Below are 19,579 nucleotides of genomic sequence, written 5' to 3'. Positions count from 1 at the left end.
CCTCTAAATATAGAGCAAAAAAGCCAATTATAGTACTAATTTATGTTATTTTTTTTGAAAGTTCCAAATTTCCCAGGCTTTTTCTGCCTGCTGTTCAAGCATGTAGTATCCGTTCACTGTTTTTGCTCCTTTTTCCGAAGCTTTGATAATGAATTGCGTGTAGCTTGGGTTATAAATCAGGTCAATAATCAGATGATTTCCTGTGATCCCTTCAAAAGGGAAGTCCAGACAATCGTCAACATTCGGAAAAGTTCCTACAGGAGTACACTGTATAATAATTTTATGATCTTCAACCGTCTTTTCATCAAGGTTATCATAATTGATTTCCGTTTTCCTGGAAACGGTAACGGATGGAATATTATTCTTATCAAGAACATACTTCACTGCCTTTGCTGCTCCGCCGTTTCCTAATATGATAGCCGTTTCCTGATGCGGCTTCTTGTGGAGAAGCAATGTTTTTTCAAAACCGAATGCATCTGTATTATAGCCTGTTTTTTTTCCGTCTTCTATTAAAACGCAGTTTACGGCACCTATTTTTTTTGCTTCATCACTGAGATCATCCAGGTAATCAATGATTTTTTCCTTATAAGGTATGGTTACATTAAATCCTACCAGATCCGGAACAGAAAAAAGATTGTTGACTTCTTCAATTTCGGTTAAATCAAAAATGTTATATGAGTAGCCTTTCAGCATCAGTTTCTGAAATTTGTCTTCAAAGAATTTTTTAGAGAAAGAATAAGAAATGTTTCTCCCGATTAGGCCTAATTTTTTGCTGGAATCCATACTATAAAAATAAAAAAAAGACCGGAAAAAACCGGTCTTTTGAATAAATATTTTTATGAGTTATTCTACTATAAATTTTGTAGAGAAAGAATCTGTTTTAAGGATGTAATTTCCCTTAGCCAGACCTTTAAGATTGATTTTATTTGTTGTTTTGAAAGGGTTTTCAATTGTTTCAATCAGTTTTCCTGAAAAATCATAGATCTGAGCTTTTGTAATTTTATTTAGATTTTCTCCTTTTACAAATAATTCATTGTTTTTTACTGGATTAGGATAAATCACAAAACCTGCTTTATTACCTGAAGTTTCTGCTGTTCCCAATGTGCTGTAACATGTCCAGCTTAAATCGTCAATCGCGACTCTTGGTCCGCTAGTACCTGTTGTAGGATTTGTAATTTTAATCACTACATTTCCTGTTACATTGATATTGTTGATTGTGGTGGTGGTTGTATCATTTGTAGTAGCGCTGTAAGGAATTGTACCTACCTGAGTACCGTTTATCTCAATGTTTAAGACACCAGGTCCGCTTCCGAATTTTAATGATGTAGTCATCGTGAGACTCTGGATACCTCCTGAAACAGAAGAGCTTGTAAGATTTCCGGATCTCAGTGTGATGGCCTTGCCATTAATTGTCTGATCTGTTCTGGCATCTGTGGCTGTCCATGAAATATTGTTGCTGGTCCAGGTTCTCGTAGAATAACTTGAAGAGCTTGCCGGAATATTAGAAAAATCTTCTGTTCCGCAGCTTCCTCCCGGCTGGCCTCCGGCAAGAGTAGTGCCTTGCGCTGTGTTGCTTGCTGCAGAAGAATTTCCTGCCGCATCTTTAGCAATTACATAGAAATTGTATGTTGTTAAAGGATTTAATCCTGAAACGGTTGCTGTAGTACCGGTAACGGTTGTATAGAAAGTACCATCTTTGTAAATGTCATACGCAACAACTCCAATATTATCAGTAGAAGCAGTCCAGCTTAAAGAAATCGTATTTGAAGTAGGATTACTGGTTGCTAAATTAGTAGGAGCCGTTGGCGCCTGAGTATCAATTGTAGGAGTTCCCCAGATCTGATTTACATATTCCGGATGATCAATATATGGATTCCTGTTTCCCTGATATACATATGAGGCATTGTTTCTTGCAATTTCAGTTGCAGAAACAGGATCTGCTGCATGCCATGCTAATAACTGGTTCAGTTCCCATGTCTGTAATCCCGGAAAAGCGGAACCTCCTAACATGTTTCCGGTTGAAAAGCCTGAAAGCTGAGATTCATACCGGGTTACAAAATAAAGAATCATTCTTGCAACATCGCCTTTGAAAGCATCAACAGGTTCAAAAACCGTCCCTGAATATCCGGGAGAAACAGACGCTCCCAGTTTTGATCCGTTTTGAGATGTAAAAGAAGCCGATCCTACTTTTCCGAAAGGAAAATTTGATCTCATTCCGTTTACTTTTGCGTCAGTTGGCCTGATGAAATGAATGTCTGAAACCATGGGAGCACTACTATTAAATAAACTCTGCGGAACAATATGTTCTCTGTTGTAGCAAAATCCTTCTGGTCCGCTGTTCCCGCTGCATTGTCCGGCAGAATAGTTGTAGTTATATGGATCTGTACCATTAGGATTTTCAGAATAAATATCTAAAATCGTATTGTCGTTTTCAAAACCTGCCATTGCAATATTATCACGGTCTGTTGTTTGGTATCCACCCCATAAACCGCCATAACCATTGTCTATATGGCCGTTTGTAATAATTTGGCTTAATGCTGTTTTAAGACTTGCTCCGGAAAGTCCCGTAGCAGCATTGTAATATCCGGAAGGAATTTGGGCAAATGCTGTTACAAATGCCAGATTTAATAATAAAGATAATAAAGTACGTTTCATTTTTAAAAATTGGGGCGTAAAGGTACGAAAAAATGAAAGGTTACGGTATTAATTTTTAGTAATATACTCCTTGCTTATTTTAGAAAATGCCCATGAAATACCGAAACCGAAGATCGCCGCGGTAAGTGCTACGATAAGATAATTTTTGCCTACTATTTTTACAGGGAAAGGCAATGTTTCGTTGGCTTTGAAGAATTCGGTGTACTGCTGGAAATAGCAAAGTGCTGTTCCAAGTATAAGCCCGGAAATAATTCCCAGTACAACAATGAGTATTCCGGTATAGAAATAGATCTGACGCAGATGGCTCAAAGGAAATCCCAATGACACCAAAGATTTCGCCTGCTGCTTTTTATCAAGCTGTAAAATAATGATAGCTCCCGCAAGGTTAAAGGTAGTAATGAAAATAACCAATGCGAAAATCAAATAGATAAAGAGTTTTTCCGTATTGATCATTTTCCAGAAAGCGGCGTTTTCTTCTTCTTTGGTTTTGATTTCAACATTTTTGCCCAAAGCGGAAAGAAGCTGCTGTTTTACGGAATTGGTATTATCCGGATTTTTTAACGTAATAACAATCTGATAGGCAGAATGTTTTGGTAGATCCAATAGTTCTTCTGTAAGTTCAATGGGTGAAATGATATAGTTGTCCAGCTGATCTTTTCCGGGGAAAACTCCTGTCACGAGGATGTCTTTCTTGTTGTATATATCCTCTTCTTTGTTAATGATTCCGGTGCCAGGTTTAGGCATAAACAATGTGGCATAATCGGAATTAGAAGGTACGGGGATGGAAAGCCTGTTGTCCAGAGAATTTTCCATCAAAACTTCATTGGAATATTTAAAACCCGGGTAAGCTCCGTAGAAAATATCTTTGTCAATAGGATTTACCTTGGTATAAGCAGAGTCCACTCCTCTCAGATAGGCAATATCACCTTTTTCGTTGTAGCTGATATAAACTTTTTCCTCAATTACTCGTGAAAAGTGGTTTATTTCTTTATTACTTTTAAGAACAGAATTTATCTTATCAAAATCTTTCAGTGTTTTCCCCGAAGTGCTTTTAACAGTAAGATCTGCGTGGAGATTGGAAATGAGTTCCTGATTGAGATCTTCAAGTCCTGAAAAAACTGAAATAATCACGAACATTGCAGTAACGGCAACCGTCATAGCCCCGACTGCAAGCCACGTAATAAACGTAACAGCCGTACTCCCTTTTTTTGCCAAAAGGTACCGGGATGCTATATAAAATGCAATGTTCTTCAAGGTTACAGAATAGGATTATCGCCTTCGCCTCTTAATTCTCTGTCTAATTTTTCAACATCATCGAGAGTGGTGTCCAAATAAAAGTTAAGATTAGGAATCACTCGAACCTGTTTTGCCATTTTCTGGCCGATAAAGTTTCTGTATTGCGCTTTGCTTTCTTCAATCTCCTTCATTACCGCAGAACGGAATTCCTGAGGGAAGATACTGAGGTAGATTTTAGCAATTCCCAGATCTGCCGTTACTTTTACATCAGATACCGATACCAAAATACCCTGTCCGCTTTCTGCGGCCTGCTTGCGGAAAAGCTCTGCGAAGTCTTCCTGTATAATCTGTGCTACTTTTCGTTGTCTGTTACTTTCCATAAGTTGTGCAAATTTAGTACTTTTGTTTGAATTGATACTTTGAAAATTTGAACGTTTATCAAATTTACGACATAATTATATAATTTATGAAATTAGAACATATCGGTATTGCCGTAAAATCGTTGGGAGTTTCTGACGAACTTTTTGCCAAACTTTTGGGAAAGGAGTCTTATAAAAAAGAATCTGTGGAAAGGGAAGGAGTGGTTACTTCATTTTATGCAGCAGGTGAAAGTAAAATCGAACTTTTGGAAGCGAGTAAGGAAGAAAGTCCGATTTCAAAATTTATTGATAAAAAGGGAGAAGGTATTCACCATTTGGCTTTTGGAGTTATTAATATTCTGCAAGAAGTTGAAAGATTAAAAAAAGAAGGATTTGAATTTATTTCCGAGGAACCAAAGGAAGGTGCTGATAATAAATTAATTGTCTTCCTTCATCCTAAATGCACGAATGGAGTCTTGGTAGAACTTTGTCAAGAAAAGCAATAAAAAATTTTGTAGTGCCGGAAATTTTGTTATTTTTGCAGTCACAAAATCAACCAATTTTGCGGTCCTATAGCTCAGTTGGTTAGAGCACCTGACTCATAATCAGGTGGTCCTTGGTTCGAGCCCAAGTGGGACCACTTTTTAAATCAAGCACTTACAGAAATGTAGGTGCTTTTTTGTTTTGTTGGGTGAAACATAGGTGAAACATTTGTAATTTTGACTATGACTGATAATAAACTGTTATTTTTCAAAGAAATTGAAGATTGCTTTACTCTTGAAGGTATAAAAAACTCTCAAATCAACTTTACAGAATCTTATTACAAGTATGGGTCTAAGTTTAATGATATTCATATTGAAGAAAGAGGAAATGATATTATTCTGCATCTTCCAAATGATAGTTGTTCATCTTGGCTGTCTAACTTTGAAAGAAATATTGAAGCACTGTTTGAGAAAGCTAAAATTCTAATGGAAGAAGTTTATATTAAAGAAGAAATCAAAGGCTTTAAAGACTATGTTGAAAAATCCTTAAGAAATATATTAAGATTAGACACCTATGGTTTCACTAAAAAATATATAAACAAGCTGATTGATTTTTTCCAGACCAAGTATAATTTTGAAATTTCTATTGCTCCCTTTGTTGCTAATCAAAAAGCTAATCCATATCTAAGGTTAAAAGGAGGACTTAGAAAATCTGATATTACTGAACTGTATAATTTGAGTATTGATGATTATATTGAATATGAAAATTTAGATGTAGATGATTTCTTTAATGTACTATCAGGTGACAGTAATAAAAATATAGTGTTTAAGTGTTCAACAGCAGAATTGGTAGAATACATCAGAAATTTATTACCAATATTGGAAAAAGGAACAATAAAAAACATTGAACTATCAGGACTTTTTTATACATCAAATAATACTATTCTGAAAGTTAGTAATTATCATAGGTACAAAACCACCAATAAAAAATCAAAAATAACCTTATCACAAGAACTGTTAGATTTCTTTACCAAACTACAGAATAGACCACAGTAATATCAAGTAATATTACTCGTATATTATCCACTTCTTACCATTTGAGAAGTGGATTTTTTTATGCTTTTACCTTTGTCACAACAAAAATTTAAAGCAATGAAAAACATTGAAAAAGAAATTTTGAGTTTCAAAGAATCCATTGAATTTATGGATGTCAGCAAGTCATTCTTGTATAAATTGACATCAGAAGGCAGAATCAGCTTCTTCAAGCCTAATAATGGTAAAATCTACTTTAAAAAAGAAGATTTAGAGAACTGGATGATGCAGAATGAAGTGAAGTCTATTGAAAGTTTAGAAAAGCGTTTATTAACCAAAAATTTTAAATCTAATGGAAAAACAAACTAAAACACCATTAATTCCTAACAAAATTTACAAGAATTTACCACGTATCCTTAGAGATGTTACTGGAGATTTTTCAGGCAGGGAGAAAGATATGCTTCTTACGTCATCTTTAGGGGTGTTAAGCAGTTTATTACCCCATATCTATGGATATTATGACTCTGATATAGTTTATCCTAATTTACACACTTTTATAACTGCACCTATTGCATCAGATAAAGGAATTTTAATGAAAGCTAGAAGTTTAGTAGATATTACTAATGAAGCTATCGTCTCTGTATCTACCTCAGATTATGAATTTGAAATGAAGCGTGATAATAAAGTGGTTAGACCTTGTTTTGATTTAAAGATTTTACCTGTAAATGTTAATAGCAAAGATTTTTATAGCTTTCTGGACAGAACTGATGGAGGATTGTTGATTATAGAGTCTGAATCAGATATAATTAAAGTTATGATGGATAATTTCTTATATATTCTGAAGAAAAGTTTTCACCATGAACCAATATCATTGAAGGAGGAAGATTTTTATATGAATATTGAAAAACCTAAACTTTCACTTGTATTAAGTAGTACTCAGGAGCAGTATAAACGTATAATGAATTCTGCTGGAAATGATTTAGCATCAATATTTCTTACTTATTCTTTTGATGAGGTTACTAAGTTTAAAGATGTTTTTGCCAATAGAGATAAAAATAAAAAAGGTGTATTTGAATATTATTCAGAAATGTTGGAAGAAAAGTATTCCTTGTCGAGATATGGAGACAAATTGGAATTTGAGTTGACAGAGCGTCAAAAGAGAATTTTTCATCAGCATTTTCAAGATAAGCAAACTTATATACTGAATAAAGAATCTTTAAACTTTACTTCTAATAACAATAGATTAGCCTTAATTTTTTTTAAATTATGTATGATAATTTCTGCTTTAAGGTTTGTGGAAGAAAGAATAGAGCCTAATAAATTAGTTTGTACAGATGCTGATTTTGACAACTGCTTAAAATTAATAGATATTTATTTTCAACATTCTCTTTATAATTTCAAAAGTTTGAATTTTAAAAAAATAATCTAAACTTCTTAAGTCTGCCTATTTCCAGGCAGGCTTTTATCAACTAACTAAATCTAGAAAAATGAATAACCATGCAACAATAAAAGTTGTTATGGGTAGTAAACCTTTGTCTGATGGTCAGTATCTGGTTTACTTGCGTATAACAAAAAATAGAAAAAAAAAAGAAATCTCAATTGGTTTAAAAGGTTTTAAAGAACACTTTGTTAGTGAACAGTTTATAAAGCCTCATCCCAACTTTAAAATTGAAAATGGCTTTATTATAAAACAAAAACATGAAGCGTTAAGTATAATCAGAAATTTTCAGCTTAACGATGAAGATTTCACCCTAGAATCTTTTGAAAGAAAATTTAGGGGAGTACCAGAAACCAATGACAATTTTTTTGACTTTACAGAAGAAATTATTAAAGAAATGGAACAGTCAGACAGATTAGGAAATGCAAGAGCCTATAAAGAAGCAAAAGAATCTCTGTTAAAATTTATAAATGAGAACCATCCAGGCAAAACACTAGTTAAATTCAAAGAATTGACCCCAGAGTTACTTGAAAAATATGAAGTATATATGCGTTCAAGAGGAAATGAAAATGGAGGAATGGCTTTTAAGATGAGACAAATTAGAGCAATATTTAATAAAGCTATTAATAGAAAAATCATATCACAGGATATTTATCCCTTTAAATACTACAAGGTTTCCAAGCTCAAAGCAAAACCCAACAAAAGAGCATTGACAGTAGAAGATTTTAAAAAGATGAAAGATGTTAATTTGTCGCAGTTTCCCCATCTTATGGAAGCTTACAATTACTTTATGTTTTCGTTTTACACAAGAGGGATGAACTTTGTGGATATGATGTACCTTAAAAAATCAGATATAGTTAATGACAGATTATATTATACCAGAGCCAAAACCAAAGGCAGGTTTAATATAGAAATTGTTGATAAGGCGCAGGAAATTATTGATTTTTACAAAGATAAAACCCATAATACTTCTTATGTATTCCCAATACTGTTAAGTGATGACATGACACCAAAACAGATTGAATATAGAAAGCATAAAGTTTTAAGTCGTTATAATAGAAAATTAGGAGAGATAGCTAAAATTGCAGGTGTTGAATCTCATGTAACCTCTTATGTAGCTAGACACAGCTTTGCAACCATCCTTAAAAAGAAAGGAACAAGTACAGATTTGATTTCTGAACTGATGGGGCATTCTAATGTACAAATAACTATGACCTATCTAAAAGATTTTGATGATGAAGAACTGGATAAAGCCAACAGAACATTATTAGATTTATAGATTAAGATTAAACTTAATCTGAAAAAATAGAAGTACCCTTATGTAATAAAATTAAGAATTTTCTTAATTTCAATTTTTACAAATTTTTAACTCATTAATATTATGAATAAATTCCCTTTAGAAGAGGATTTTCATAAAGAAAATGGGATTGAAAGTAATCTTCCTTGTCAAAAGTTACCTGGAGAATATAGTGAAGATTTTGAAGAGAGGTCTGAAAAAATAGAACTCTACAATCACGACATTACTTTTGAAGAAAATTTCCAAGAAAACAACAATCCAAAGTACACTTTGGTAAAAGTTACAAAAGATGGTAACATGGTTGTTGAGAATAATACGCCATCATTAACACCTTTTGACAAGATTGTAGTCAATATGAATGTATATGATTATTCTGCATTTGAGAATTATATGATAGATTATGATACAATCTTTGGAACAAGATTTCTATCCTTTATCAAGTATGACAGCAGTTTCTTTGTTTGTGATGAAAGAGTATTTTTTGAAGCACTTATTATTAAATACAAAAAATCAGACTTTACCTCATTTTACTGGTCCAAAGAAAGAATATTTAATGAATTAGGTATCAAAAAAGACAGAGCAGAAAAAATAATCAGCAGATTTAAGAACTTAGGAATTATTTCTGTTGAGAAGAAAACAAGAACATTTGAAGAAAAACCACAGCAGGTTAATTACTTCTTTTTACATCCTGAAAAAGTTATTGAACTACTTCCTAAAATATTTGGAGAAGAAGAGTGGATTTTTCCATTGCACAGAGACATTCAAAGATATCTTAAACCTGGGCTAAAGAAAAAGGAAGGTAACAAATGACAATATCCAGCTTTCCCCAATGGAGGATTTCCCCCAATAAAAGATATTATTAAAAAGATTATACAATATCTTTTATTTGAGGATTTCCTCTAATGGGTTTACTCCTCTGCATCGTGCCCTTTTAAACAATAATTCAACAACACTCTTGAAAATTCAAGCGTGATTTTAACAATTTTAAATACAAAATATTATGCAATTAAAACAATCAAAAAGACAACAAGTTAAGTTAAGACTTGGCTTATCAGGAGCTTCTGGATTTGGAAAGACCAAATCAGCATTATTATTAGCCTATGGAATGACACAAGATTGGGGCAAAATAGCAGTCATAGATACAGAAAATTCTTCTGCATCCTTGTATTCTGACCTGGGCAGTTATAATGTTCTGGATTTACAAGCACCTTACAGTCCTGAAAGATACATACAAGCTATTGAACTATGTGAAAAATCAGGAATAGAAGTCATTATCATAGATTCTGCCAGTCATGAATGGAATGGCTCTGGTGGATGTCTGGAAATTCATGAAAAATTGGGTGGAAGGTTTCAGGATTGGGCACAGGTTACCCCAAGACATCAGGCATTCATTAATAAAATTCTGCAATCAAGTTGCCACATCATTACCACTACCAGAAGAAAGATGGATTATTCTTTAGATATTGGTAGTAATGGTAAAACTAAAGTTGTAAAACATGGGACTAAAGAAATCACCAGAGATGGTTTTGAATATGAACTCACCATCAATTTCGAGTTAGTCAATGATAATCATTTGGCTAAAGCAAGTAAGGACAGAACAGGACTCTTTATGAATAAACCTGAATTTCTGATAACCTCTCAAACAGGTAAAATGATTCTTGACTGGTGTAATACAGGAGCAGTTACTAAACTCCAGGTAACCTCTTCAACCTCTGAACAAAGCTACCTGGGCTCTAATGAGATTAGTAAATTGATTAGTAAGATTGGGGATTGTAATACTGTGGCTGAACTTTTGGCTTTATATAAGCAGTATCCTCAGTATCAAGAAGAGCTAAAGCCAGAATATGAAGCAAGAAAATCATTTTTAATCAAATTGTCTAACCCTCAAAACTTTTCAACTAATGGAGTATACAAATAATACAGCATTAATGGAACTGCACAATGTTCAAAGAAGCAGTCACCTTAACCTGGAGGCTGTAAATATCCAAGATGCAGAGGTATTTTATCCAAGCAGAATGAATGAAATAAAGGAGGTTGAGCCAAGAAGTGTTCAACCTCTTTTGATTTCTAATACAATCAGTACTACTACTGATGCAACAGTCTCTGCCTATGTTCACAAACCATTTATTGAAGCCAACACCTTACAGGTAGATTTAAGTCACCTTAAAAGTGATTGCATCATTCCTGTATTCAGCAAGGACAATGAAAAAACTATTGCCCACCAAGAATTTATAGAAATTGTTACTAATACTGTCATGAAAATGTTTCCCCATCACAGTATTAGTAATCCTGAAATTAGGGTGTCACACCAAATCAAGGGCAGAACTCCTGATGCCATCTACAAAAGTGCTAAAGATTTACTTGACCATGAAAAGACTATTTATTATGAAAGAATGGCTTTTATTATTCAGATACCATCCATTGTAGATACTATTAATGGTAATGAACTGGCACTTACTGTAGGTGGAGTAAGAAGTTATAATCTGGAAAACCTATACAACAAGAAAACTTTTGAAAAGTTTAAGTTTTTCATTGGCTTTCAAAACAAAGTTTGCTGTAACCTCTGTGTATCTTCTGATGGTTTTGTAGAAGAAATGAGAGTGGGAAATTATCACGAGCTACAGGAGAAAATTACTTCTGTTATCCAGAACTATAATGCACAAAGTCACCTGGAGGTTATGAAGTCTTTATCTCACAGCCACATTACAGAGCATCAATTTGCTCAACTTTTAGGTAGGTCAAGATTATATCAACACTTACCTAAAAAAGAAAAATTGGGAATTCCAAGTCTGAACTTCAATGATAGTCAGCTTAATACAGTTGCAAAAGATTACTATGAAGATGAAAGCTTTTGTAGGAATGAAGATGGTGATATTAACCTCTGGAATGTCTACAATCTCTTTACACAGGCTAATAAGAGCAGTTATATAGATACTTTCCTTGATAGAAATCTGAATGCCTTTGAGTTTTCAACAGGCATTCAGAAAGTACTCAATGGTAATTCTGACTATCATTGGTTTTTGAGTTAAAGAAACTCCAGTCAAATAAAGACTGGAGTTTAAATTTCTCTCATTTTTCCTGAACTATCTTGTTGAACCCCTCTAGTATGAAAGGTTTCAGAATATAGCTTAGGAATAAAGTTATCTTGATTTATATCAAAGCCAAAATATATACAATAATCTATAAAGCTACATGTATTTATGTAGGGATTAAAGTACTCCTTACCTTTAAATGTAAAGGAGAAAATATAATGAGGAAATATAGCAGAAAAAACTGAGTATTCTTCTTGCTCAGGATATACAAATGAATCAAAACAGTAAATTCCTTTATATTCAGTTTTATTAAAAACTGGTTTCCAGAATTTAATAATTAAATCATCGTCTGAAAATTGTTTAGCTACTTCTTCTCTTGAAGAAGAAGATAAGAAGTGAGACTTCTTTTTATATCTAGTAAAATTACCAATTTGGTGTAAAATAGAAAGAAGGTAATTTCTTGTAATAATAATATTATCTTCTTTTTGTGCCAAAACATTATTAATAAAATCCTGTTTGTTTTTTTTATCAAAGAAAAACTCAAAAATTTTCTGATTTTTAGATATAAATTCTTTGGTTCGTTGATTTTTTACTTTTTTTAATGCATGAAATTCTAGAAAAATAAACTCAAAAATTTCTGTAGATATATCATGGATATCAAAATCCCTTTTGTATTTGTCTCTAATAAAATAAACAGATTTACTACCATAGAAGAATAATTTTTGAGAAAACTGTTCAATTTTATAATCTTCTAAATCAATTTTAAAAACTCCAAATGCATCTTTCTTTGAAATCCCTCTATAAAGAATCTGTACTTCTTTTTTTTCTTGAAGTTCTTCCAGTTTGTTTAAGAATAACTTGATTTTTGATTCCATCTTTAAAAATAAGCTTTTAACTTTGATTTGTTAACCATTCCTTTTTGATTAAGGCATTATAATCTTTTGTAAATGTGCCATCTTCAAGTTCTTTACCCCTCCATTCTTCAACTAGGTTAATACTTTCAATTCCTTCCCATGTGCTTTGCGAAGCGTGTTCTAATATTATGATTTGAATCTCGTAATTTGTTCTTTTCATAAAAGCATCACACACTTCAAATATTTTTCTTGTATTTATAAGGTCATCAGATTCTTTTTCAGTTAGAGATTCCTTTCTTTTTAGCTCCAATTTTTCAGGATAATAAACTTGACTAGGTTGATCAAAGATAATAAATGAAGGCACGTAATTAATCTTGCCTTCCTGTTTTAACTTATAAAAGAACTCATGAAGTCCTAAAAACGTGGCTAAATGGTAACACATATAATTTGAACCACTTCCTATTTTATTTAAAAATGTAACTGTCTTATTTAACGTGTTTTCTATCTTAATACCTAAGTATTTCTCTGGATCTAATAAAGCATTACAATATTTATTATCTTCTATAGGAAGTAAATCTATATATGTTTTTATACTTTTACTTAGTTTAGAGAGTGTAAATTCTCTATCAAATTTCTTTTTAAGTTTATCTAATTTTACTCTTTTTTCAGTTAGTTTTGAGTTAATGTTTTCTAATTGTATATTGTATGAACTGTCAGGGAGGTTGAGGTTTTGAATAAAATTTGATATCTTACCTATAAATTCATAGGTTTGCTGATATAGAACTTGTTCATTTGCATTTTGTCTCACTAAAATATCAATATTAGAATCAAATGCCATTATTTTACCTTCTTGTATTCTAATTTGTTTTTTAAGATTTAGTTTTTCACTTTCAAATGAAAACGTATTACTGTTTTTATTATGCAAAAGTTTTGCATTTTTTTCTTTAATACTTTTAAGTTGCTGTAATTGTGTTAATGCCTTGTCTGATTTGGAATCGCAAAAAGGGCAGAGATCTGTCCCTTTTTGTTTTAGAAACCAGTCAATGGGTTTTAATCTATCTTCAATTTCATCAGCAACATTATTTATGTACTCATTTTTTGTATGTTCAAATTTTAAAATCTTACTAAGTTCAGTTTTTAGGTTTTGTAACTGTCTAAATAAAGATTGTCTTTCCTCTTCAAATTGTTGTAGTTTTTCTGAAAATCTTAATCCAGAACCTTCTTTGTATAGTTGATTTTTTCTGACATTCTTTATAATATTTTCAAGTTCATCTTTAATTAAATCAGTATTTGATAATTCAAGATTTATGTCAGCATTACTTAAACCTAAACTTACTGCTTCACTATAATATTCAAATAATTCTGTTTTCCAATTTTGGTATCTAATATTTATATCTTCTATTTTATTTAAAATCTTTTTTTGCTCACTTTCTAGGTAATTAATTTCATTATCTAAAATTAAGATGTCATAAGATTTATACCCTAATGCCAAAGGAAACAAGGTTTTCAACCTGTTTATATGTTCAAAGGAATCAGTTTTGAAAAATATTGTATTACCATTAGCTATAATATTTTGAGGTTGAAATAAGAAAGCACTTGTATCTCTAAAACCAACAGTAATAGGTTTGTCATTACCTTTAACAATTTCTTCTATATTTTTAAATTTTGCTTTACTATTTAGAATGTTTTTAATAAAGTCTCTATTAAATTTAAACTCCTCAGCATGGAAAATCCAGTCATTAGAATTAAGTTCTTTATATTCCCCTTTTTTGTCTATTTCTAAATAATACATATTATCTGAACTCTGACTTCCATCTTTAGGGCTATCTCTTGCAATGAAAATATCTTGCCCATCAATATTTATTTTTAAAGCAAATTTGTCTACATTATTGCGTATTTTTCCTATAGGAATATTGGGTTCACTGTTACCTAAGCAATAATCAATAATTTCTATAATAGATGATTTTCCTCTTTTACTGTAACCTGTAATTATATTTATTTTATCTACGTCAAAGTTTATAAATCTAGGTTTCAGTTCTTTATTAGTGGGATAAAGTATTATATTTTTGATTTTTAGATTCATTTTTAAAATCTGATATTTAATTCTAATTGCAGTACTTTTTCATCTTTTTTAGCAAAAATATTACCTAATCTCTTAGAAGCCTTTTTTACATCACTTAAAAATTGGGATTGAATTTTCATCATTGATAATATATTTTTGCTATAGTCAGGCTCAAGTTCTATTGTAAAGGTTTCTTTATTAAGGTAAAATATTTTTTTACTAAATCCTAAGTTTAAACTGTCAAGAGTTTGTCCAGACATTTTATTGGCTCTTTCTTGAAGCCCTAAAGTAATGTTTTTATTTGCTGTCAATGTGGTATACAGCTCCATTTTAACATTATTAATTGCATAGGAATCATATATTATTGGTAGAATATAAAATATATAGTCTAAACGAGGATAATTATGTCTATCTTCTTTATGTTTTGCTACTGAATTATATCCTTCTATAAAACTATGAATAGCAATAACTCCTATTGCAGGATTTTGTAAAATGTCAAATAGGTTAATATTATAATTATTCATCAGTTTTAATATATTTTTTCTTCCAATCTGGATGCCACCCAATTTTAGGTAAATTTGATAAATTCAAAAAAGTTCCATTTTGAATATATTTATTACGATCACTAAAGCCAAAATAGTCTTGAAATTCGATTTTTAAATCAAGCATTATTTGGTCATAAATACTTATTGCAAAATCATTTAATTGTTCTGGAGTATAATTTGTAATATTTTTTGTCACAATTTTTCTTTTAACCTCTTTCCATTTTTCTTCACATTTTTTTTCGAACTCTTCAAAATCATATTTTGTGATGGGACTGCTCGTATTTTTTATCAAATATGCAACTTCGATATCCCTGAAAATATAATCTATAATAGCATCCTGAATTATGTCTTTTTTATCGTCTTCATCTCTTTCTATCTCTTTAATCTGCCTTATATAAAGAGAATCATAATCTACAGTGTTAAAATCAACTTTATTTAGGGACTGTATGGTTTGTTTGGATCTAAAAATATCTTTTATTAAAGAATGCTTGTCTCTTAGATTATTAAATTTACTGTTGAAATCATTTTTTGAGAATTTCGTTTCTTCTTTATTTAGCCATGTTTCTTTGCATTTTATTATTAACCATCCACATAAAGATTCATAAAAATTATTTTTAACTTCGTCAGTAGCTTCATTTAAAAATATATGATTTATAACATCATCTTTTACATTTTTAAAATGTTGTAATTTAAAATTGTCTACAATTATTTTAAATTCTTTTTTGTGGGATAATACATAATCAATTTGGTCAATTATGAATTGAATACTTTTTCCTGATTTTGTTGTTTGGCTTAACTTTACTGTCTGTTCTTGCTTAATATTTTCAATTAGAGAGCAAATTTCATTGAAATTTTTTTTTCCAAATGAATGAATGATAGCATTTTTAGGGGTTGTACTATTGCTAACTGCGATGTAATTATTTTTATCTGTCAGTATTCCCTGATTTATTTTTTTTACCCATAATACTAAAGTCTTCCATAAATCTTTGGAAGTATTACCAAAATTTGTTGCTGTAGAGGAAATAGAATGCTTGGCTTGAATGGTCATTACATATAATCCTTTTGAATCTTCTACAGCTATGTCGTCAACTCTTTCTATTGATAGAAATTCATTTTTATTGAGTTTTATTAATTGAAGAAGTGCAACTTCGAATTGATAAATATAACCTGAGGAAGGTCCTTTGGCAGAATCAGACATATAGAATTACTTACTAACTATTATTTAAACTTAAAAATTCTTTCACCAACTTCGACACTCAGAACACTTTGATTACTATCCCAAATAAACAGATTCTGATTAGAATTAATTTTATTTCCTAAATTATATTGATTTAATAAGTTATAATATAGTGCATATCCTTGCTTTAAATCTATTTCTATGGTATCAGAATAAAAATGTTTCTCTGAATTGTCACTTACTTGACAATTAATTTCATAAGAATTTGGAAGTCTGTCTATGTCTAAAGCTTCCATAAATGCTAATATAGCGTAATATGATTCTTGTTTTTGATTTTGGTTCATGGTTCAATTACTTATATTTTTGGGTAAGATTAGATAAATTTAAAATGTGGAAATAAAAAACTAAATATTTGAGCTATAACATCCATACTGCTCAATAGATTTTTAATTAGTTAACTATTTTTGGAAATAGATAGAAGATAGGTACATATAATTTTTCATTGGTTTTTAGTTATTTGAAGATAAATATAAAGATTTTTTTGAAACTTAAGGTTTGGGAAATTTTACTTTTTAACAGTTTAAGCATTTTTCAATTAGTAAATGTAGTTTACAGTTGTTAAATATCCTACTATTAATGCTATTTTGGTTGTTTGTCTTTCGTTATGCCTTTTGCAAAACATTTTTTATTTTAGTAAAAAATAGCTCATGAAAATAATACTTGATACAAACATTTGGTTAGATTTGTTTGATAATAGAAATTTGCTAGATGGCTTAGATAAATCTTTAATTTGTACTACATTTTTAAATTATTTTGAACTAATAAAGAAAAGGGGTATGGTTACAAATGTTGAAAAATTTAGATGGATTTTCAATAAAATGGATGAATTTCAGAAAAACTTTGACCCCCCATTTGTTCATATAGCAAAACAACATCAATTTTTCCACTATAATGTTTTAATGAAATTAAAGGGACTTTTTGATTTCTTATCAAATTACAGATATGGTGCTGTAATATCAGAGGAAAATATTAAAGATTTCTATGATCATGCTGATGAAATAAATCAAGATTTTCAAAACTTATCATCATCTTATAATATTGGAGCTAAGCAAATACAAGGGCAAATAAAAAATAGAAATAAACATCTTAAAAAGGAAACAACAGTATTAGTAGAAAAATATATTTCTAATATTGTTGCCTTAGCTACTAGTCAAGATATAAAGTTAATGGATTTTTCAAAAATTGAACTTTTAATTAAAACGCTTGATTTATTCTTCAAAAAATTAGAAGTTGGCGATATAGTATCAGTAACAAATGATATAATGGATTTTTTTATTCTCAGTTATGTTCAACCTGGAGATATTTACATAACTAAAGATAAAAAATGGAAAACTTTAATTACAGATTCAGGATGTGGCAATTATCTTCTTAAGATATAGGTTAGTGTGTATTTTATGATGATAGAAGTAAGTTTAAATGCGAAATTTAATGTAAACTTTTAATCTATATCTTATTTGCTTATATTTTGTGAGGTATGGTTTTCAGCTTTTTTAATATTATTTTTTTGTGAAGAACTATCATTATATTGGAAAAGATAGTATAAAATAGTTAAAAATAATGAATAAATAATAGTTATTGTAATAAAATTTCTAATTAGTCTGTAATTGAAAATAGGGTATCTTATTCCAAACCAAGCGCCTTTATTCTCGTAAAATGTAATTTTATTTATTTTACCAAATTTTCTAGTATTATTTAATTTACTATTGGCTAAATACATTAGCAAAATGAATATAGAAATGGCTAATCCAAATGATAATAAAATAATTATAACCTCTACAAAATTTTTTGCAGCTTGAAAAGCATTTATAGAACCAACAACAAAAGATATAATTGCAGTAAATAGAGTAACAACTTCAATAATTCGTTTATTATCTTTTTTAAATTCTTCACTTAAAGAGTGAATAGTTTCTATTTCATATTTTAAAGTGAATCTAAGTTTTAAATCACTATATAATGTATAAACTTTTTCAAATCTATTTTCTACATCATCATTTACTTTTGCTAATGTAAATGATGATGCATAATAAACATCAAGATTGTTATGTCGCAGTCTAGATTCTTCGAAATCAAGTTTAAATATATAGTTATTGTTGTTAATTGACCACTTTTTTTTAATCTTATAGTTCTCTAAAATTAGCTTAAATTTAGAGTTAACATCATCATCAAAAGTTTCTATAAATAATAACTTATTGACACAAACTTCATAAGCTGAATTTAGGATTTGTAGGCATGTATATGTTACTTTGTAGTCTAAAAAGAAATTATTCACATTTCCCTTTATTTTTAATGAAAGACTATCATATTCAGTAATTAATAGTTCTATTAAAGACCTGCATTTTTCAACTATTTTTTTATCATTAGCTGTCTTTAAAATTAAGAATTTTTTAAAAATTTTATTACAGTAAGAAGAATAATAATTATTTATGGAGTAATTTAAAAGTAGCTCATATGATATTTTTTCTAGTCGAGAAGTACTAGAAGGAAGTGTGTGTATTTTTCCTTCAATATATGCTATAATCTCTTTTAAAGTAATTTCATCTTCCTTTACATCTTTAAAATATTTTATATTATTGCTAATATTAAGAAAGGAAAAATTTGTTAAATTAGTAGAAATAAAAGGTGAATTTTTGTATTTAGTAGTAAAATAGGACTTCCAATCATTATTACTTATTTCATAATGATTTAAAGTTTTTTCGATCCAGCTTCCAAAGACAGATGTTGGTAAAGTTCTCTTTTGTTTCAAAAGAATGTCATCATAATCAGACGTCTTTTCTTTTTGAGCAGCCCTGAGATACCATTTATATATTAAGAAATTTAACTTTAATTCTAATGCGAGATGTATTTCTGAAAATGTACCTGAAAGTGAATGCCTATTTAGTTCATTTTTTAAACGAAATAGATTCTTAAGTGTACTTTCATCAGAAGTAAAATTATTATCAATTATATTGACCCTAATGTTAAATTCTAAGAACTTTATTTCCTTATTGGATTTAGGAAAGTAAGGTTTGAAATCCACAATACCCAGCGCATAAAAATTATTTATGTCTGCAAAAAAGTTAATATATAAATTAACACATGCTCTAATTATATCTAAATGACCTTTAACATTAATCAAATGAGGCATATCAAATTCGAACTGGTCTAGCTCCAAATTGAATTGTTTTCCTTCAGATTTAACATCAATCGTTATATATTCTCCATTTATGATAGATAAGTTTGTATTTAAAATACATTCCTCCACAAATGTTTCAATAGGGGAATATGAAAAAGTATTATGGTCAAATGTAGGATTATCAGCAGGTAAACTGGCTTTAATTCTAGCAAGTTCTTGAATAGAGTTTTGGAACATT

Annotated in this window: 19 protein-coding genes and 1 tRNA gene; 10 read left to right on the top strand and 10 right to left on the bottom strand. The window is 30.1% G+C overall.

The genetic code is table 11. From position 1 onward, the window contains the following. Positions 1–45 precede the first annotated feature (45 nt). Genes ACYT6F_RS02275 through ACYT6F_RS02260 form a run of 4 tightly spaced genes read right to left on the bottom strand, consistent with a single transcriptional unit; the run spans position 46 to position 4,271 of the window. A complete protein-coding gene (locus ACYT6F_RS02275) occupies positions 46–783 on the bottom strand; it encodes a shikimate dehydrogenase family protein (protein WP_472599704.1) in 738 nt (245 codons plus the stop codon). Positions 784–843: 60 nt separating this feature from the next. After that, the gene (locus ACYT6F_RS02270; RefSeq protein WP_472599703.1) at positions 844–2,655 is read right to left on the bottom strand and encodes an endonuclease; all 1,812 of its coding nucleotides are present in this window, start codon (positions 2,653–2,655) and stop codon (positions 844–846) included. Between the two features lie 48 nt (positions 2,656–2,703). Next, positions 2,704–3,909, bottom strand: a complete 1,206-nt coding sequence (locus tag ACYT6F_RS02265) for an ABC transporter permease (RefSeq protein ID WP_472599702.1) — start codon at positions 3,907–3,909, stop codon at positions 2,704–2,706. 2 nt (positions 3,910–3,911) lie between these two features. Beyond that, positions 3,912–4,271: a ribosome-binding factor A gene (locus ACYT6F_RS02260; protein ID WP_169229257.1), complete on the bottom strand. Its 360-nt coding sequence runs from the start codon at positions 4,269–4,271 to the stop codon at positions 3,912–3,914. An 86-nt stretch (positions 4,272–4,357) separates the two neighbouring features. Here ACYT6F_RS02260 and mce point away from each other — a divergent pair, with 86 nt between their 5' ends. The 9 genes from mce (at position 4,358) to ACYT6F_RS02215 (ending at position 11,528) form a co-directional block, all read left to right on the top strand. Beyond that, positions 4,358–4,756, top strand: a complete 399-nt coding sequence (gene mce / locus ACYT6F_RS02255; protein ID WP_472599701.1) for a methylmalonyl-CoA epimerase — start codon at positions 4,358–4,360, stop codon at positions 4,754–4,756. Positions 4,757–4,816: 60 nt separating this feature from the next. After that, a tRNA-Ile gene (locus ACYT6F_RS02250) sits at positions 4,817–4,890 on the top strand. 85 nt (positions 4,891–4,975) lie between these two features. Beyond that, entirely contained in the window at positions 4,976–5,788 is an 813-nt protein-coding gene (locus ACYT6F_RS02245) for a hypothetical protein (RefSeq protein ID WP_472599700.1), read from the top strand. Positions 5,789–5,884: 96 nt separating this feature from the next. Continuing rightward, positions 5,885–6,133: a helix-turn-helix transcriptional regulator gene (locus tag ACYT6F_RS02240; protein ID WP_472599699.1), complete on the top strand. Its 249-nt coding sequence runs from the start codon at positions 5,885–5,887 to the stop codon at positions 6,131–6,133. Continuing rightward, positions 6,117–7,193 carry a DUF3987 domain-containing protein gene (locus ACYT6F_RS02235; protein ID WP_472599698.1) on the top strand — a complete coding sequence of 359 codons (1,077 nt, stop codon included), beginning with the start codon at positions 6,117–6,119 and terminating at the stop codon, positions 7,191–7,193. Before ACYT6F_RS02240 ends, ACYT6F_RS02235 begins: the two co-directional genes overlap by 17 nt. 58 nt (positions 7,194–7,251) lie before the next feature. After that, positions 7,252–8,481 carry a phage integrase SAM-like domain-containing protein gene (locus ACYT6F_RS02230; protein WP_472599697.1) on the top strand — a complete coding sequence of 410 codons (1,230 nt, stop codon included), beginning with the start codon at positions 7,252–7,254 and terminating at the stop codon, positions 8,479–8,481. 102 nt (positions 8,482–8,583) lie between these two features. Beyond that, a complete protein-coding gene (locus ACYT6F_RS02225; RefSeq protein ID WP_472599696.1) occupies positions 8,584–9,309 on the top strand; it encodes a hypothetical protein in 726 nt (241 codons plus the stop codon). Positions 9,310–9,499: 190 nt separating this feature from the next. Then, on the top strand, positions 9,500–10,417 hold the full coding sequence (locus tag ACYT6F_RS02220) for an AAA family ATPase (protein ID WP_472599695.1): 918 nt from the start codon (positions 9,500–9,502) through the stop codon (positions 10,415–10,417). Beyond that, positions 10,401–11,528 (top strand): DUF3871 family protein, encoded by a 1,128-nt coding sequence (locus ACYT6F_RS02215; RefSeq protein WP_472599694.1) that lies wholly within the window; start codon positions 10,401–10,403, stop codon positions 11,526–11,528. The genes ACYT6F_RS02220 and ACYT6F_RS02215 overlap by 17 nt, the downstream gene beginning before the upstream one ends. Before the next feature lie 29 nt (positions 11,529–11,557). On the opposite strand, the gene ACYT6F_RS02210 is transcribed toward ACYT6F_RS02215, so the two are convergent. The 5 genes from ACYT6F_RS02210 to ACYT6F_RS02190 are packed head-to-tail and all read right to left on the bottom strand — an operon-like array spanning position 11,558 to position 16,513. Further along, positions 11,558–12,406 (bottom strand): hypothetical protein, encoded by an 849-nt coding sequence (locus tag ACYT6F_RS02210; RefSeq protein WP_472599693.1) that lies wholly within the window; start codon positions 12,404–12,406, stop codon positions 11,558–11,560. 16 nt (positions 12,407–12,422) lie between these two features. Beyond that, on the bottom strand, positions 12,423–14,468 hold the full coding sequence (locus ACYT6F_RS02205) for a DUF3732 domain-containing protein (protein WP_472599692.1): 2,046 nt from the start codon (positions 14,466–14,468) through the stop codon (positions 12,423–12,425). Between the two features lie 2 nt (positions 14,469–14,470). Then, positions 14,471–14,971, bottom strand: coding sequence for a three component ABC system middle component (locus tag ACYT6F_RS02200; RefSeq protein WP_472599691.1), 501 nt, complete (start codon positions 14,969–14,971; stop codon positions 14,471–14,473). Continuing rightward, positions 14,964–16,190 carry an ABC-three component system protein gene (locus tag ACYT6F_RS02195; RefSeq protein ID WP_472599690.1) on the bottom strand — a complete coding sequence of 409 codons (1,227 nt, stop codon included), beginning with the start codon at positions 16,188–16,190 and terminating at the stop codon, positions 14,964–14,966. The genes ACYT6F_RS02200 and ACYT6F_RS02195 overlap by 8 nt, the downstream gene beginning before the upstream one ends. Before the next feature lie 20 nt (positions 16,191–16,210). Beyond that, positions 16,211–16,513: a hypothetical protein gene (locus tag ACYT6F_RS02190; protein WP_472599689.1), complete on the bottom strand. Its 303-nt coding sequence runs from the start codon at positions 16,511–16,513 to the stop codon at positions 16,211–16,213. 363 nt (positions 16,514–16,876) lie between these two features. Between ACYT6F_RS02190 and ACYT6F_RS02185 the strand changes: the two genes are divergently transcribed. Further along, positions 16,877–17,608, top strand: a complete 732-nt coding sequence (locus ACYT6F_RS02185; RefSeq protein ID WP_472599688.1) for a type II toxin-antitoxin system VapC family toxin — start codon at positions 16,877–16,879, stop codon at positions 17,606–17,608. A 71-nt stretch (positions 17,609–17,679) separates the two neighbouring features. Here the strand turns inward: ACYT6F_RS02185 and ACYT6F_RS02180 are convergent, their stop codons facing one another. Next, positions 17,680–19,578 carry a hypothetical protein gene (locus tag ACYT6F_RS02180; protein WP_472599687.1) on the bottom strand — a complete coding sequence of 633 codons (1,899 nt, stop codon included), beginning with the start codon at positions 19,576–19,578 and terminating at the stop codon, positions 17,680–17,682. Position 19,579 lies beyond the last annotated feature (1 nt).

This window comes from Chryseobacterium sp. NG-CE01 (assembly GCF_055695505.1).
Note: the sequence above shows the minus strand (reverse complement) of the source record. Positions and strands in the feature narration are given on the sequence as shown.